Here is a 14,560-nt window from a genome sequence, read left to right on the forward strand (position 1 = left end):
CCCCTTATTTCGCCAGCAGGGTGTTAATTTCCTGGGATGATTGTTCAAGTGCTTTAACGGGATCGGTATTTTCGAAAATAACCTGTTCCAGCATCTGCGTCATGCTGCGCTGAACTTCGGTGGTTTGCGTGGTGGCAACCGGCGGTAGCGCAACATCCACATAGGACGCAATCTCTTTTTCCAGCGGATTTTTGTCGAAGTAGCTGACAAAAGTCGGATTGCTGAGCAGGTCGGCGCGAGCCGGCGGCATCCCGGTCAGTTCAAGCCAGGTACGATCGTGCTCGACGTTGCTGAACACCCACTGCATAAACGCCCAGGCTTCAGCTTTATGCTTACTGGAATTGAAGATAACCATCCCTTTACTGTCGCCGAAGGTATGCGGATGCGCAGTCCCTTTTTCCGTCAGCATCGGGCCAATCTGAATGGATTTGAGGACTTCCGGGTACTGTTTACGGTAGCGCGCGAGATCCCACGGGCCACGCGCAGAAGCCAGTACCTGCCCGCTTGCCAGCGGATCGTCCGCCGAGGTGAAGTCGTAGCTGCTCCATTTACTGTCGAAGACTTTTCCCATAAACGTCAGCACGGACAACCCGGAGGGATCGTTAAACTGAGCTTTATTATCAATAATATAAGATTGGCCATTGCTTTGCGCATAGTACAGCGGGATGAGATCGAACCAGCGTTCCCACCAGTTTTTACCGGCAGTGAGTTGAATGGTGTAGCCGTGGTTATCCTGCGCGCGTTTTTCCGCCAGTTGATAGAGTTCGTCGTAGCGGGTTGGCACATGGTCAAAACCATACTGCTTGAGCAAATCGCCACGCCACCACCAGACAATCGGGTTGACGTAAATCGGCAGTACCGTCTGTTTGCCGTTGAGTTTCCATGCCGGAAGAATATTCGTCATTTGACGATTTTTGATGAGTTCTTCATAGCCCGGCATTTTTGACAGATCTTCCGTTTGACCAATTTCATCAAGCTGGCTGGCAAAACCGATAAATATATTGCTGGATAAATCGGGTTCCGTTCCTGAAGCCAACGCATTCATAATGGCTTCTTCGGAACTATTTGCCGCAGGAATAGTTGTAAACTCGACAGGAGTATGAGCCGGATCTTTATTCCACTCTTTTACCATCGTATTCCAGAATGCTTCTTCATTTTCATTCGGTGCCACCCACATTTTAATCGGTGTTTTCGCTGATTCTTCCGCTGGTTTTTCATCTGGCCCACAGCCAGATAATGACAACATCAGCAATGCTGACGCCGTTAATTTAGCCATCATCGCGGTCTTCACAATATCTCTCCTCTTCCCTAGAAAGGACAATTAAATCGTAAAAGCTGATTTTGAATGAGGCGTAAATTAGCACTCTGTTTTTCTGTTTAACGTTAAACACATCACAAAACGATTTTTGTTTAACGTTAAACTCAGCGCCAGTTGCATTTAAAAAAGACAAATACATAGAACGCAAGAATATATAAACAAGAAATATAGATTATTAAATGAAAATAAATCCACGTGATAACACAGTGACACCACGCATTACGATTAAATCTTTAGCGACAATATTAGGCGTGTCGCACACCACCGTCTCTAATGCATGGAATAACCCGGAAAAGCTGTCGCCAGAATTACGCGATCATATTTTACGTTATGCCAGCGAAATAGGTTTTCAGGGGCCGGACAAACTGGCGCGCGCACTGCGTACCGGGAAAGCCAACACCATTGGTGTGATTTTTAACGATTCAATGAGCTATGTGTTTATCGATCCCCATGATATTGCGTTGATGCGCGGCATTGCCTCGCGCTGCGAAGCGCAGGACGTCAATCTGGCGTTGATTCCCCTGCGCAAACCGCGACAAACCGGAACAACGCCGCTCACGGCGCTGGTCGATGGCTATATCCTCAATGCCACCCACAACAGCGCGGATGTTATCCAGCAAATTCTGGCTCGCGGTCAGCGCGTGGTGACACTCGATTTCCAGTTTCCAGGCTACAGCAGCGTCTCCATCGATAACGCAGGCGCGATGCACGACATCGCCAACTATCTGTTAAGCAAAGGGCATCGGCGCTTTGGCATTATCGCCTTCGCCTCGCAGGCCGATACCCTCGGAATGCGATCGCTCAGTGAAGCCGTTATCGGTGATAACACCCTGATGCTCACTCGCGTTAATGCGTGCCGTGACGCCTTTCTCGCTCATGGCATCGATGTCGATCGCTGTTGGCTGTATGAAACCCGCCACGATGAGGATCACGGCGAAGCCGCCGCCCAGGCGCTGCTGACCCCCCACCCCGATATCACCGCACTGATTTGCCTTTCAGACCGTTTTGCCGTCGGCGCGATTCGCTATTGCCACCGGGCCGGGTTGGCGGTGCCAGATCAGGTCGCCGTTACCGGCTTCGATAACCTGGCGGTCAATGTCGATGGCGTAGGGCTTACCACTATCGCGCAGGATGCCGAGCGTAAAGGCGAAATCGCCGTGGAACTGCTTTTGAGCACCGGGCCCGTCACCCACCATGAACTGCCAAGGCAGCTCGTTATCCGGGAATCGGCCTGAAATTTTAGTTAAACCGAAGAGTAGATTATGGACGAACTAACGTGTTTTAAAGCCTATGACATTCGTGGCGAAGTGGGCGTCAACCTGACCCCGGATATCGCCTTTCGCATTGGTCGCGCCTGGGCCGCGTGGCTACATCCACGGCGGGTGGTTGTTGGCGCCGATATCCGCCTGAGCTCTGAAAGCCTGAAAAGCGCACTGATCGACGGGCTCACAGCCAGCGGCGTTGATGTTATTGATATTGGTCTGAGCGGTACCGAGGAAATCTACTTCGCCACCCGTGAACTCCGTGCCGACGGCGGTATACAGGTCACCGCCAGCCACAACCCGGCTCACTATAACGGCATGAAGCTGGTGCGCGAAGAGGCGCGTCCGGTCAGCAATGATAATGGCCTGCTGGACGTTAAAGCCCTCGCCGAACAGAATCACTTTCCCCCCACCGTTCATCGCGGCCAGGTGATTCACTACGATAATCGCCCGGCATGGGTCGCCTGTCTGCTGCGCTTTATGCACCACGCGCCGGTGCGCCCGTTACGCATTGTGGTGAATGCGGGGCACGGTACCGCTGGCCCGGCGTTGGATGCGCTGGACGCCGGGTTGAAATCGCGCGGTATCAACGTGGAGTTTATCCGCATCCACCATCAGCCCGATGGCACCTTCCCGGCGGGTATTCCTAACCCGATGCTGGCTGAAAACCGCGAGGTGACCCGCCAGGCCGTCATCAACCATCGCGCTGATTTTGGCGTCGCCTGGGACGGTGATTTTGACCGCTGCTTCTTCTTTGACGAGCGCGGAGAATTTGTTGAGAGCTACTACCTGGTGGGCTTGTTCGCCGAACATTTTCTCCAGCAGGCGTCGGGAGGCACCATCCTTCTCGATCCGCGTCTGACCTGGAATACCCTGGAAATGGTCACGCAGCGTGGCGGAAAACCGATTATCAGCAAAACCGGTCATGCCTTTATCAAAGCGCGTATGCGCGAGGAAGATGCTATCTATGGCGGCGAGATGAGCGGCCATCACTATTTCCGTGATTTTGGCTACTGCGACAGCGGCATGATCCCGTTGCTGCTGATGTTACAAATTATCGGCCGGGATACGTGCTCCCTTTCCTCTTTAGTGACGCTGGCGCAGGCGCGTTTTCCGGTTTCCGGCGAGCTGAACATGACCGTTACCGATCCGGAATATGTGATGGCCTGCGTGGCTGCGCATTACCAATCTCAAGCCGCGCAGCACGACGACTGCGACGGTCTGAGCCTCGATTTCGCCAACTGGCGCTTTAATTTACGTGCATCGAATACCGAGCCGTTGCTGCGACTGAATGTGGAAACGCGCGCGGATGGCGTCTTACTGGCTGATAAAACAGACGAACTTCTCACGTTGATTGCCGCATATGGAAAAGTTAAGGAGAGCCAATGACCGCGCTGAGTCTTAAAAACATTCACAAGGTTTATGATAAGAGCACCATTATTGAGAACCTTTCTCTGGAGATCGCTTCCGGGGAATTCATCGTTCTGGTGGGGCCGTCGGGATGTGGGAAATCCACCCTTCTGCGCATGATTGCCGGGCTGGAATCGCCAGATGGCGGTACGCTAAAAATGGGCGATCGCGATGTCACTGAAGTGGCTGCCGGGAAGCGAAATCTGTCGATGGTATTTCAGTCCTACGCGCTTTATCCGCACATGACTGTGAAGGAAAACCTCTCGTTTGGGTTACGCAACTTACGCACGCCAGCCGATGAAATCGACAAGCGCATCACCCATGCGGCGACTATGCTTAAGCTCGATGAAATGCTCGACCGTTTACCGCAAAATTTGTCCGGCGGCCAGCGCCAGCGCGTGGCAATTGGCCGCTCAATTGTCCAGCAGCCTGAACTGTTTCTGTTTGATGAACCGCTCTCTAACCTGGATGCCGCCCTGCGCGTTGAGATGCGACAAGAGATCCAGCAACTGCATAACACGCTGAAAAACACCATGATCTATGTGACCCACGATCAGGTCGAAGCCATGACCCTCGCTGACCGGATTGTGGTGTTGTATAAAGGGAAAATTGAGCAGGTCGGTACGCCGCTGGATCTCTACAATCATCCGGCAAACCTGTTTGTCGCGGAGTTTATCGGCACGCCGAAAATCAATATCTTGCCTGCGGTCTGGCGGGCTGGCGCGCTGCATATTGCCGACGCGCTGACTTTCCCCCTCTCCCGCCCACTGGCAGGCATGAGCGACGGCGATAAAGTATTCGTCGCCATTCGCCCGGAACACATTCAGTATCAGCAGGAAGGTGATTTCGCCATAACGGCAAAAACACGGCTTTGTGAGCTTCAGGGCGACTCTACCCTGGTGTGGATGGATCTTAACGGACATTCACTTTGTCTGAAATCATTCCAGCAGTTGAGCTTCGCACCGGGTACAAGCTTATCGCTTACCGTACAGGAATCACATCTGCATCTCTTTGATGCACTAGGGAAAAGAGTCGCAGAACGTTAAAGCATTTCGATGCGAGTATCCGATATTAACGATGCTCGCATAAGATTTCCCCTAAGCACTTTCAGATAATCCCCACAGACGCTGTTGGTTGTAAAGTTACACTCAAGAAACATTGATAGTGTGAATAATCTCTCGGGGATACTAATGAAAAGAAAGGTCTGCCTGGTAGCAGCCGTTGCACTGCTGGCGGGATGTGTCTACAACAGCAAAGTCTCAACAAGCGCAGAACAGCTTCAGCACCACCGTTTCGTACTGGAAAGCGTGGATGGAAAAGCCTTAACCAACGTTAAAACGCCGCTGGAACTCAGTTTCGGCCAGGAAACGGCCATCATCCATCAACTGCACGTTTCCGGCAATATGTGTAACCAGTTCAACGGCACGGGACGCGTGTCCGACGGTGGTGAGTTGAAAGTGAAAGAACTGGCGATGACACGCAAGCTCTGCACCGACCCCGAGCTTAATGAACTGGATAAAACGATCAGCACCATGCTTTCACAAGGCGCACAGGTTGATTTGACCGAGTCGCAATTGACCCTGGCCACGGCGCAGCACACGCTGATTTATAAACTGTCTGACCTGGTGAATTAACCGGGTTAGTAATTTCCACAGCTTCCGACGGCGAGGGATTGCTCGCTGCAACGTTTCCCGTTAGGTAATGCGCACATGCCGATACTGGAACCGTCGAGCTGTCTTGCCACAGAAAGTGACCCGCCAATCATGGCGCAATTAGCCTGCCCAGAATTGGACATTGCCGCTCTCATCCCTGGCGAAACGTGTGCGGCGGTAGCCTGCTGAACGGGCTCACTGCTGCACGCCGACAATAATAAGGCCGCACACCCCACGAAAAACGCTGCTCGCATGTGTCTCTCTCCGTAACAAAATAATTAGCAAACCTATGCATAATAGGCATCACACGCCGGCCCGTCGAGAGAGGGAACGCGCATTTATGCGCTCCAGAAACATTTTCTGTCAATTTTTATGACCAGAATCATCTGATGTGGGTCACTGACCCGCATCAAGGACACAAAAGCAAAAATGATTCAGCCTGACGTTTGCTAGACTTTATAAGAAATCATCCCCAGTAACGTCGCGGATTTTTGTTGGCTTTATGACGTTCAGAATGATGTTTATCAGGTTCGCGGATTTTTCCCCGAGCGTCTTTTTGCGCAATGTAAGGTGTTCTCAATGATCACAGTTGATGGTAATGGCGCAGTAGCGAGCGTCGCGTTTCGCACCAGCGAAGTTATCGCGATTTACCCCATTACACCCAGTTCCACGATGGCTGAGCAGGCTGACGCCTGGGCAGGCAACGGCCTGAAAAACGTATGGGGCGATACGCCTCGCGTGGTAGAGATGCAGTCGGAAGCCGGGGCCATCGGCGCGGTGCACGGTGCATTACAAACCGGTGCTCTTTCCACCTCTTTCACGTCATCGCAGGGATTACTGTTGATGATTCCAACATTGTACAAACTGGCCGGGCAGTTAACGCCGTTTGTACTGCACGTCGCCGCGCGTACCGTCGCCACTCACGCGCTCTCTATTTTTGGCGATCACTCTGACGTGATGGCCGTTCGCCAGACCGGGTGCGCCATGCTGTGCGCCGGTAGCGTACAGGAAGCGCAGGATTTCGCGCTGATTTCCCATATTGCCACGCTGAAGAGCCGCATTCCGTTTATTCATTTCTTCGATGGATTCCGGACGTCGCACGAAATTAACAAAATCGTACCGCTGGCCGATGACACCATTCGTGGGCTGATGCCAGAGGAAGAAATTGCCGCGCACCGCGCCCGGGCGCTGAACCCGGAACATCCGGTTATCCGTGGTACATCGGCCAACCCGGACACCTATTTCCAGTCTCGCGAAGCCACTAACCCGTGGTACAACGCTGTTTATGAGCACGTCGAGCAAGCCATGCGCGATTTCGCCGAGGCGACCGGACGCGAGTACAAACCGTTTGAATACTACGGCCACCCGCAGGCGGAACGCGTCATTGTGATTATGGGTTCCGCCATCGGCACCTGCGAAGAGGTGGTCGATGAACTGCTGACGCGCGGTGAGAAAGTGGGCGTGCTCAAGGTGCGCCTCTACCGTCCTTTTTCCGCGCGACACCTGTTACAGGCTCTGCCGGAAAGCGCACGCAGCGTGGCAGTGCTCGATCGCACGAAAGAGCCCGGCGCACAGGCCGAACCGCTCTATCTCGACGTAATGACCGCGCTGGCGGAAGCCTTTAATCAGGGCGAGCGCGAAACGCTGCCGCGCGTCATCGGTGGCCGCTACGGCCTTTCCTCGAAAGAGTTCGGCCCGGAATGCGTGCTGGCTATATTCAGCGAGCTCAGCCAGGCGAAACCGAAACCACGCTTCACCGTCGGGATTTATGATGACGTGACTAATCTGTCTCTGGCGCTGCAAGAAAACAGTCTGCCGTCGCGCGCGAAGCTGGAAGCCCTTTTCTATGGTCTCGGCAGCGACGGTAGCGTGTCGGCGACGAAAAACAATATCAAGATTATCGGTAACTCGACGCCGTGGTTCGCGCAGGGTTATTTCGTCTACGACTCGAAAAAAGCGGGCGGCCTGACCGTGTCACATTTGCGCGTCAGCGAGGAACCGATTCGTTCAGCTTATCTGGTCGCTCAGGCCGATTTTGTCGGCTGCCACCAGCTCCAGTTTATTGATAAGTACCAGATGGCGGAACGCCTCAAACCTGGCGGTATTTTCCTGCTCAATACACCGTATCAGGCGGATGAAGTATGGGCGCGGCTGCCGCAGGAAGTACAGGCGGTGCTGAATCAGAAAAAAGCACGTTTTTACGTGATTAACGCTGCGAAAATCGCCCGTGAATGCGGCCTGGCCGCGCGTATTAACACGGTGATGCAGATGGCGTTCTTCCATCTGACACAAATCCTGCCGGGCGATAGCGCGATTATGGAATTGCAGGGCGCGATTGCCAAAAGCTACAGCAGCAAAGGCCAGGATCTGGTTGAGCGTAACTGGCAGGCGCTGGCGCTGGCCCGCGAATCGCTGTTTGCGGTGCCGCTGGAGCCGGTCGTCGCCAGCAGCCCGAACCGGCCACCGGTCGTTTCCGACGCCGCGCCTGATTTTGTGAAAACCGTCACCGCCGCGATGCTGGCGGGGCTGGGCGATGCCCTGCCCGTCTCTGCGCTGCCGCCGGATGGCACCTGGCCGGTAGGCACAACGAAATGGGAAAAACGCAACATTGCCGAAGAGATCCCAATCTGGAAAGAGGAACTCTGTACCCAGTGCAACCACTGCGTCGCTGCCTGCCCTCACTCGGCAATCCGCGCCAAAGTGGTCTCCCCGGACGCAATGGAAAACGCCCCTGCCTCCCTGCACTCTCTGGATGTGAAATCCCGCGATATGCGCGGTCAGAAGTATGTTCTGCAGGTTGCGCCGGAAGATTGCACCGGCTGTAATCTGTGCGTCGAAGTGTGCCCGGCCAAAGACCGTCAGAACCCGGACATCAAAGCTATCAATATGATGTCACGTCTGGAACATGTGGAAGAAGAGAAAGTGAACTACGACTTCTTCCTCGGCTTGCCAGAAATCGACCGTAGTAAACTGGAACGTATCGATATCCGTACGTCACAGTTGATCACCCCGCTGTTCGAATACTCCGGTGCCTGTTCCGGCTGCGGTGAGACGCCGTATATCAAGTTACTCACCCAACTGTATGGCGACCGTATGCTGATTGCCAACGCCACCGGGTGTTCTTCCATTTACGGCGGGAACCTGCCCTCTACGCCGTATACCACCGATATTAATGGTCGCGGCCCGGCATGGGCGAACTCACTGTTTGAGGATAACGCCGAATTCGGTCTTGGCTTCCGCCTGACGGTCGATCAACATCGCCAGCGCGTGATGCGTCTGCTGGACGGCTTTGCAGAGCACATTCCGGCAGAATTGAATGCGGCGCTGCACTCCGATGCCACGCCGGAAATTCGCCGGGAACAGGTCGCACAGCTTCGCGCGGCACTGGCCAATGTCGATGGCGCGCAAGAGTTGCTGACGGATGCCGATGCGCTGGTCGAGAAATCGGTGTGGCTGATTGGCGGCGACGGCTGGGCGTACGATATTGGCTTTGGCGGTCTGGATCACGTGATGAGCCTGACCGAAAACGTCAATATTTTGGTGCTGGATACCCAATGTTACTCCAACACCGGCGGTCAGGCATCGAAAGCCACCCCGCTCGGCGCAGTCACGAAATTTGGTGAACACGGGAAGCGCAAAGCACGCAAAGACCTTGGCGTCAGCATGATGATGTACGGTCACGTTTATGTCGCGCAGATTTCGCTGGGCGCGCAGCTTAACCAGACGGTGAAAGCCATCCAGGAAGCGGAGTCGTATCCTGGCCCATCGCTGATTATCGCCTACAGCCCGTGTGAAGAGCATGGTTACGACCTGGCACTGAGTCACGATCAGATGCGTCAGTTAACCGCATCTGGCTTCTGGCCGCTGTTCCGGTTCGACCCGCGTCGTGCCGATGAAGGGAAAATCCCGCTGATGCTCGATTCTCGCCCGCCATCAGCAGCGCTGGATGAAACGCTGATGAATGAGCAGCGCTTCCGTCGTCTTAACACGCAGCAACCGGAAGTGGCAGAACAGCTCTGGAAGGATGCGGCAGACGATCTGCAAAAACGCTATGACTTCCTGGCGATGCTGGCGGGTAAAGCAGAAAAACCGACAGCCGGGGAATAAGTTTTTTCTCAATCCGTAAAAAAAAGCCCGAATAGTTATTCGGGCTTGTCTTTTATAAAGACGAAAATAAAAACGGCACACGTTAATCAATCAGTGTGTGACAATAAAGGCATATAACGGCTGCATCTTACTGCGAAAATACTGCATTGTATAATTTTTATTTTATATATATTTAATGAATATATTCACCATAATTATTACTGTTTCACAGGAATTATATTCTTGAGATTTTACTTATTCCGTAACAATTGTTTTTTACCATCTCTTCTTTGACTCAATTAGCATGCGTAAGTTCCCTGATGGGAATCGAGTGTATAAAAACAATCTAAAGGAATAATTAAATGAAAAGAAAAGTACTGGCCCTTGTCATCCCTGCACTTCTTTGCGCAGGCGCCGCTCACGCAGCAGAAATTTATAACAAAGATGGCAACAAATTAGATCTTTATGGCAAAGTGGATGGTCTGCATTATTTCTCTGATGACACCAACAGCGATGGTGATATGAGCTATGTGCGTCTGGGTTTCAAAGGCGAAACGCAGATTAACGATATGCTGACCGGCTATGGTCAATGGGAATATAACGTTCAGGCGAACAATACTGAGTCCAGCAGCGATCAGTCCTGGACGCGTCTGGCCTTCGCGGGCCTGAAGTTTGGTGAATACGGTTCCTTCGATTATGGCCGTAACTACGGTGTCCTGTACGACATTGAAGGCTGGACAGATATGCTGCCGGAATTTGGCGGCGACTCCTATTCGAAAGCGGATAACTTTATGACCAACCGCGCCAATGGCGTGGCCACTTACCGCAACAGCGACTTCTTTGGTCTGGTTGATGGCCTGAACTTTGCGCTGCAGTATCAGGGCAATAACGAAGGCAATAACTGCAAAGAATATTACTGTGGTTCCAACGAAGGAACGGGTAATAGCAATGGCCGCAACATCCGTAACGAGAACGGCGACGGCTGGGGTCTGGCATCTACCTACAATATTGGCATGGACTTTAGCGTTGGTGCCGCCTACGCCTCTTCTGACCGTACCAATGACCAGGTTAACGCAGGCATCCCGGCAAATAGCGCCTATGCTGGCGGCGATAAAGCCGACGCGTGGACGGTGGGTATGAAATATGACGCCAACAATATCTATCTGGCGACCATGTATTCTGAAACCCGTAACATGACCCCATACGGCAGCACCAGCAGCGATAATGGCGGCGGTATTGCAGACAAAACGCAGAACTTCGAAGTGACCGCGCAGTACCAGTTCGACTTCGGTCTGCGCCCGGCCGTTTCCTTCCTGATGTCTAAAGGGAAAGACCTGCAAACCACCAACGGCGTGGGTGATAAAGATCTGGTCAAATACGCCGATGTGGGTATGACCTACTTCTTCAACAAAAACATGTCTACCTACGTTGATTATAAAATCAACCTGCTGGATGAAGACGACGCGTTCTACACCAGCAACGGTATCTCTACCGACGACGTGGTCGGTGTCGGCCTGGTGTATCAGTTCTGATAATATTTACCCGCTGGAAACGGCGGGTATTTTCTAAACCCGGAACTTTTCATTTCAACCCGTCAGTTTTTCTTCACCTTTTTGCAGGTTATATTTTTTATAACACGACAGGAGGGGCAAGATGAAAACCGTCGAATCATACCTACAGATTATGAAAAAGCGATGGCTACAGGAACCCAAAATTAAACATTATTTTTTGGTATTCTATTTAACGCCAGAGCAACGCTATGAACGCCTAAAAGAGATCATGGCACCGGTAAGTCGAAAATAGAATATATTCAGTAAACAAATGAAATCAGCGTTATCGTGGCGAGCCCGTTATGATCCGGCTCGCCAGCCAGTTTTATTGCACTTCAGCGACGTTATTTATTTCGCCTTTAAAACCGGTTTTCGCTATCGCCGCGAGCAGTCGCTGATTATCAAAGTTATCAGGCACCGTCACCAGCGCCTGACGCGTTTTCAACGAGGCTTTCGCTTTAATCACACCGTCGGTGCTACGTAATGCCTGATTAATGGAAATCACGCACAGCGAACAGTTCATTTCACCCACATCGATGGTTACCAGCTTATCTCCCGCCCAGCTTACGGGCGCGGCCAGTAACAGCGCGATGCACAGTAACTTTTTCATTCCATCATCTCCCAAATCCAGGGCAGCACATACGGATACGTGAGCAAAGCCAGTACCAACGGCACCGACAACCAGTACAGCCACACCAGCACCCGACGGCTGACTACGCTTACGCAGATAGGCTTCGGGGACAGATATAAACGCCAGAAACCACGCGCCATCAGGCCGAGCGACAGCAGCAGCATAGGGATCTGAAGCCAGGTTGCGCCGGGAATGCCTATCAACCCGGCAGCCGAAATGCCAAAAACCAGATACAACAGCGGCCCGATGCAGCACAGCGTTGACGCTCCGGCGGCGATAACCGCCGCCAGAAGCGTAACCAGCCCGCCCTTAATGCTGTTCGACGCTGACATAGTCATAGCTGAAAAGCGCAGGGTCGTAGAAGTTCAGCGGGTCGCCGTCCACTTCCGCATACGGGTAGCCAAGGTTGTTGATGTCACCTTGTTCAGACGCCGGGAATAGCGCGAAATCGCGGGCGTGGTTAAAGCCAACCCAATTCATCTCCCAGTTGCCGAACAGATAATCGTTAACCGCTTTTACCGCCGGGTCACCATTCTCTTTTTTCTCGGTAAGACGCATTTTGGTCACATCAGCCGGATCTGCGGGTACCCAACCGAAGCCTGCCAGCCAGAACATGGCGCGGCAGTGCTGCCCCCCGCTTACTTTCGCTACGCCCTGAGCATCAGCGCTACCGAAGGCTTTTTTCGAATAGTTATCGAGCTTCACGCTCGACCCCAGACGAATACCAAACATCTCACGCGCCGGAATACCGACCGAGCGGCACAGCGCGACAAACACGGAGTTAATATCCGTACATTTCCCGCCCAGTTTATTGGTTTTCAGAATTTCACCGACATCGCCGGTACCGCAGCCGATCACCGCATCGTCACGATGCATATGGGTGCTGACCCAATCGTGGATCAGGCGAGCCTGTTTTATCGGTGCTTTTTCCTCACCGATAATTTTTAACGCAGTCTCTTTCACCAGACCATCCACCGGAATATGGGCCGTCGCCTGCAGGAATGGCTTAATTTCATCCGGAATAACCGCATCGCTTTCAGGCAACTGCCAGTCTGCCAGTTTATTCTCTTTAAGCACTTCCCAGTCGCGGGTTTCAATGGTCATTTCGACCTTAATATCCAGCGCGCCTTTAGAATCAGCCCAGGTCACAAACAACATTTTCGCGCCGTAGCGGTTGTTGGCATTGAGTGTTGCTTTCTGATAATTACCACTGAAGGAGAGATCGAGTAACTGCTGGAAGGCGGTATCTTCTGGCACCGGGATCCACAAATTAACCACCCCTTCAGATCCTTTCGGCGCTTTAAGGCTATAGGTTTGCGTCATCACGAAACGGCGGGCTTTGCCAGAGGAGATAACGGCAGGTTGAGCAACCTGTTTGCTTTCGGAGAAGACCGGGCTGACAAGACCCAGCGTGGAGAGTGCGGCTGCGCTTTTTAGAAAATTACGCCGTTCCATTACAATTCCTTCAGTCGCGAGTAAAAGCTCGAACTTAACCCCGCACCTGCGGAGGTCGGCGTTATTATGCGGCGACACGGCCCACTCGACAACATCCAGTTACATGCATATTGCGTTAACCGCCTTAAAATACAAAAAAGACCCGCCGAAGCGAGCCTTATCAATAACGAGTGCTTAAGTTTTTACTTAAAGACTTCAGCAACGGCTTCAAAGTTAGGGCCATGCTCACGTGCCGCGATGATCACGTAATATTTTCCGCCTTTTTTATCCGCCAGTTCGGACAGCTTTTTGTGCAGATCGGACGGAGAAGAAACCTGTCCATTGGTTGCCCCTACTGAAACGTTACCAATGTATTCCAGCTTAAAGTGATGGGCTTCATCCTTGGAGATCAGATCTGCTGCAGAAGTACTAAATGCCACCATAGATAACGCAGCCATTGTCCCTAACAATACTTTTTTCATCGCATACTCTCCTGTTAACGTTTTGTCTTAGCCTGTAACAGTATAAGCCAAATTTCAGATAATCAATGCGATATCGAAACATTTTATAAACATTGTATAAATTAATCGTTAATTTACCCTTGCTCGGAACGAATGCATTAACCTCGTTCATCTCAAAAGCAACAGCTAACTGGGCGACCTATTACGAAAGACAGGATCAGGAGGTTTGAACCTGCGCATCGGCTTAGCGCAGGTTGGGCAGGATAATCGCTACTAGTAGTTAATGAGCGAGTGACATTTTACCGTTTCAAGTGACTGCAACTGTTGCAGACGGCGCGCGACTTTCTCCTGGGCATCACTTTTCGCTATACCGTTACCAATTCCCAGATCGCCAATCGCACCAAGGATCGTTCGCTCATCAAAATCACCCGTGATCTCAATCTCGCGCTGCAGGCTACGGGTTTTGGCTATCTCCAGCTTAACATCATCGCAGGTCATCAGACTCGACTCTTCAGACGTGACGGAGGGAACCTGAGGATATTGTTTAGTGGCACAGCCAGAGAGAGCTAATGCCCCTAATACACAAAGAAAAATTTTCTTCATTTTATGAATTCCATCTCGATAAAAAACGAACATTACCATGGCTTCCGGCTAAGTCGTTTAAATAAATCGGATTTTTGTATGATTTTAGGAATTTATAAAGTTACTGCTCCAGGAAAACAGGTTCATGACTATAAACCTTTCCCATAGTGCTTC

The 14,560-nt window shown here is 52.1% G+C and carries 13 protein-coding genes; 6 read left to right on the forward strand and 7 right to left on the reverse strand.

What is annotated here, in order from left to right:
- Positions 1–4: 4 nt before the first annotated feature.
- A complete protein-coding gene (locus DBY68_RS03990) occupies positions 5–1,279 on the reverse strand; it encodes an ABC transporter substrate-binding protein (RefSeq protein ID WP_108474398.1) in 1,275 nt (424 codons plus the stop codon).
- A 218-nt stretch (positions 1,280–1,497) separates the two neighbouring features.
- On the opposite strand from DBY68_RS03990, the gene DBY68_RS03995 reads away from it, so the two are divergent.
- The 4 genes from DBY68_RS03995 (at position 1,498) to hslJ (ending at position 5,624) form a co-directional block, all read left to right on the forward strand.
- A complete protein-coding gene (locus DBY68_RS03995) occupies positions 1,498–2,553 on the forward strand; it encodes a LacI family DNA-binding transcriptional regulator (protein WP_108474127.1) in 1,056 nt (351 codons plus the stop codon).
- Between the two features lie 27 nt (positions 2,554–2,580).
- On the forward strand, positions 2,581–3,969 hold the full coding sequence (locus DBY68_RS04000) for a phosphomannomutase CpsG (protein ID WP_108474126.1): 1,389 nt from the start codon (positions 2,581–2,583) through the stop codon (positions 3,967–3,969).
- A complete protein-coding gene (gene ugpC / locus DBY68_RS04005; protein WP_108474125.1) occupies positions 3,966–5,036 on the forward strand; it encodes a sn-glycerol-3-phosphate ABC transporter ATP-binding protein UgpC in 1,071 nt (356 codons plus the stop codon). Before DBY68_RS04000 ends, ugpC begins: the two co-directional genes overlap by 4 nt.
- A 144-nt stretch (positions 5,037–5,180) precedes the next feature.
- Positions 5,181–5,624 (forward strand): heat shock protein HslJ, encoded by a 444-nt coding sequence (hslJ, locus tag DBY68_RS04010; RefSeq protein ID WP_108474124.1) that lies wholly within the window; start codon positions 5,181–5,183, stop codon positions 5,622–5,624.
- Between the two features lie 5 nt (positions 5,625–5,629).
- Here hslJ and DBY68_RS04015 read toward each other — a convergent pair whose 3' ends face one another.
- Positions 5,630–5,896 carry a DUF333 domain-containing protein gene (locus DBY68_RS04015; protein WP_015964583.1) on the reverse strand — a complete coding sequence of 89 codons (267 nt, stop codon included), beginning with the start codon at positions 5,894–5,896 and terminating at the stop codon, positions 5,630–5,632.
- A gap of 325 nt (positions 5,897–6,221) precedes the next feature.
- On the opposite strand from DBY68_RS04015, the gene nifJ reads away from it, so the two are divergent.
- Together nifJ and ompC are read left to right on the forward strand one after the other, a co-directional pair.
- Positions 6,222–9,749, forward strand: a complete 3,528-nt coding sequence (gene nifJ / locus DBY68_RS04020; RefSeq protein ID WP_108474123.1) for a pyruvate:ferredoxin (flavodoxin) oxidoreductase — start codon at positions 6,222–6,224, stop codon at positions 9,747–9,749.
- 341 nt (positions 9,750–10,090) lie between these two features.
- Entirely contained in the window at positions 10,091–11,260 is a 1,170-nt protein-coding gene (gene ompC / locus DBY68_RS04025) for a porin OmpC (RefSeq protein ID WP_108474122.1), read from the forward strand.
- 343 nt (positions 11,261–11,603) lie between these two features.
- Here the strand turns inward: ompC and DBY68_RS04030 are convergent, their stop codons facing one another.
- The 5 genes from DBY68_RS04030 to DBY68_RS04050 form a co-directional block, all read right to left on the reverse strand.
- Positions 11,604–11,888, reverse strand: a complete 285-nt coding sequence (locus DBY68_RS04030) for a heavy metal-associated domain-containing protein (RefSeq protein ID WP_108474121.1) — start codon at positions 11,886–11,888, stop codon at positions 11,604–11,606.
- Positions 11,885–12,241 carry a hypothetical protein gene (locus DBY68_RS04035; protein WP_229837647.1) on the reverse strand — a complete coding sequence of 119 codons (357 nt, stop codon included), beginning with the start codon at positions 12,239–12,241 and terminating at the stop codon, positions 11,885–11,887. Before DBY68_RS04035 ends, DBY68_RS04030 begins: the two co-directional genes overlap by 4 nt.
- Entirely contained in the window at positions 12,219–13,364 is a 1,146-nt protein-coding gene (locus DBY68_RS04040) for a transglutaminase family protein (protein ID WP_108474119.1), read from the reverse strand. Before DBY68_RS04040 ends, DBY68_RS04035 begins: the two co-directional genes overlap by 23 nt.
- Before the next feature lie 182 nt (positions 13,365–13,546).
- Positions 13,547–13,825: a DUF1471 domain-containing protein gene (locus DBY68_RS04045; RefSeq protein ID WP_015964590.1), complete on the reverse strand. Its 279-nt coding sequence runs from the start codon at positions 13,823–13,825 to the stop codon at positions 13,547–13,549.
- Between the two features lie 252 nt (positions 13,826–14,077).
- On the reverse strand, positions 14,078–14,407 hold the full coding sequence (locus DBY68_RS04050; RefSeq protein WP_108474397.1) for a hypothetical protein: 330 nt from the start codon (positions 14,405–14,407) through the stop codon (positions 14,078–14,080).
- Positions 14,408–14,560: the final 153 nt, after the last annotated feature.

The organism is Pseudocitrobacter sp. RIT415 (assembly GCF_003057695.2).
Taxonomy (GTDB): domain Bacteria; phylum Pseudomonadota; class Gammaproteobacteria; order Enterobacterales; family Enterobacteriaceae; genus Pseudocitrobacter; species Pseudocitrobacter faecalis.

Coding starts and splice junctions, on each gene's coding strand:
- DBY68_RS03990 (WP_108474398.1), bottom strand. CDS start 1,279: ATGATGGCTAAATTAACGGCGTCAGCATTGCTGATGTTGTCATTATCT.
- DBY68_RS03995 (WP_108474127.1), top strand. CDS start 1,498: ATGAAAATAAATCCACGTGATAACACAGTGACACCACGCATTACGATT.
- DBY68_RS04000 (WP_108474126.1), top strand. CDS start 2,581: ATGGACGAACTAACGTGTTTTAAAGCCTATGACATTCGTGGCGAAGTG.
- ugpC (WP_108474125.1), top strand. CDS start 3,966: ATGACCGCGCTGAGTCTTAAAAACATTCACAAGGTTTATGATAAGAGC.
- hslJ (WP_108474124.1), top strand. CDS start 5,181: ATGAAAAGAAAGGTCTGCCTGGTAGCAGCCGTTGCACTGCTGGCGGGA.
- DBY68_RS04015 (WP_015964583.1), bottom strand. CDS start 5,896: ATGCGAGCAGCGTTTTTCGTGGGGTGTGCGGCCTTATTATTGTCGGCG.
- nifJ (WP_108474123.1), top strand. CDS start 6,222: ATGATCACAGTTGATGGTAATGGCGCAGTAGCGAGCGTCGCGTTTCGC.
- ompC (WP_108474122.1), top strand. CDS start 10,091: ATGAAAAGAAAAGTACTGGCCCTTGTCATCCCTGCACTTCTTTGCGCA.
- DBY68_RS04030 (WP_108474121.1), bottom strand. CDS start 11,888: ATGAAAAAGTTACTGTGCATCGCGCTGTTACTGGCCGCGCCCGTAAGC.
- DBY68_RS04035 (WP_229837647.1), bottom strand. CDS start 12,241: ATGTCAGCGTCGAACAGCATTAAGGGCGGGCTGGTTACGCTTCTGGCG.
- DBY68_RS04040 (WP_108474119.1), bottom strand. CDS start 13,364: ATGGAACGGCGTAATTTTCTAAAAAGCGCAGCCGCACTCTCCACGCTG.
- DBY68_RS04045 (WP_015964590.1), bottom strand. CDS start 13,825: ATGAAAAAAGTATTGTTAGGGACAATGGCTGCGTTATCTATGGTGGCA.
- DBY68_RS04050 (WP_108474397.1), bottom strand. CDS start 14,407: ATGAAGAAAATTTTTCTTTGTGTATTAGGGGCATTAGCTCTCTCTGGC.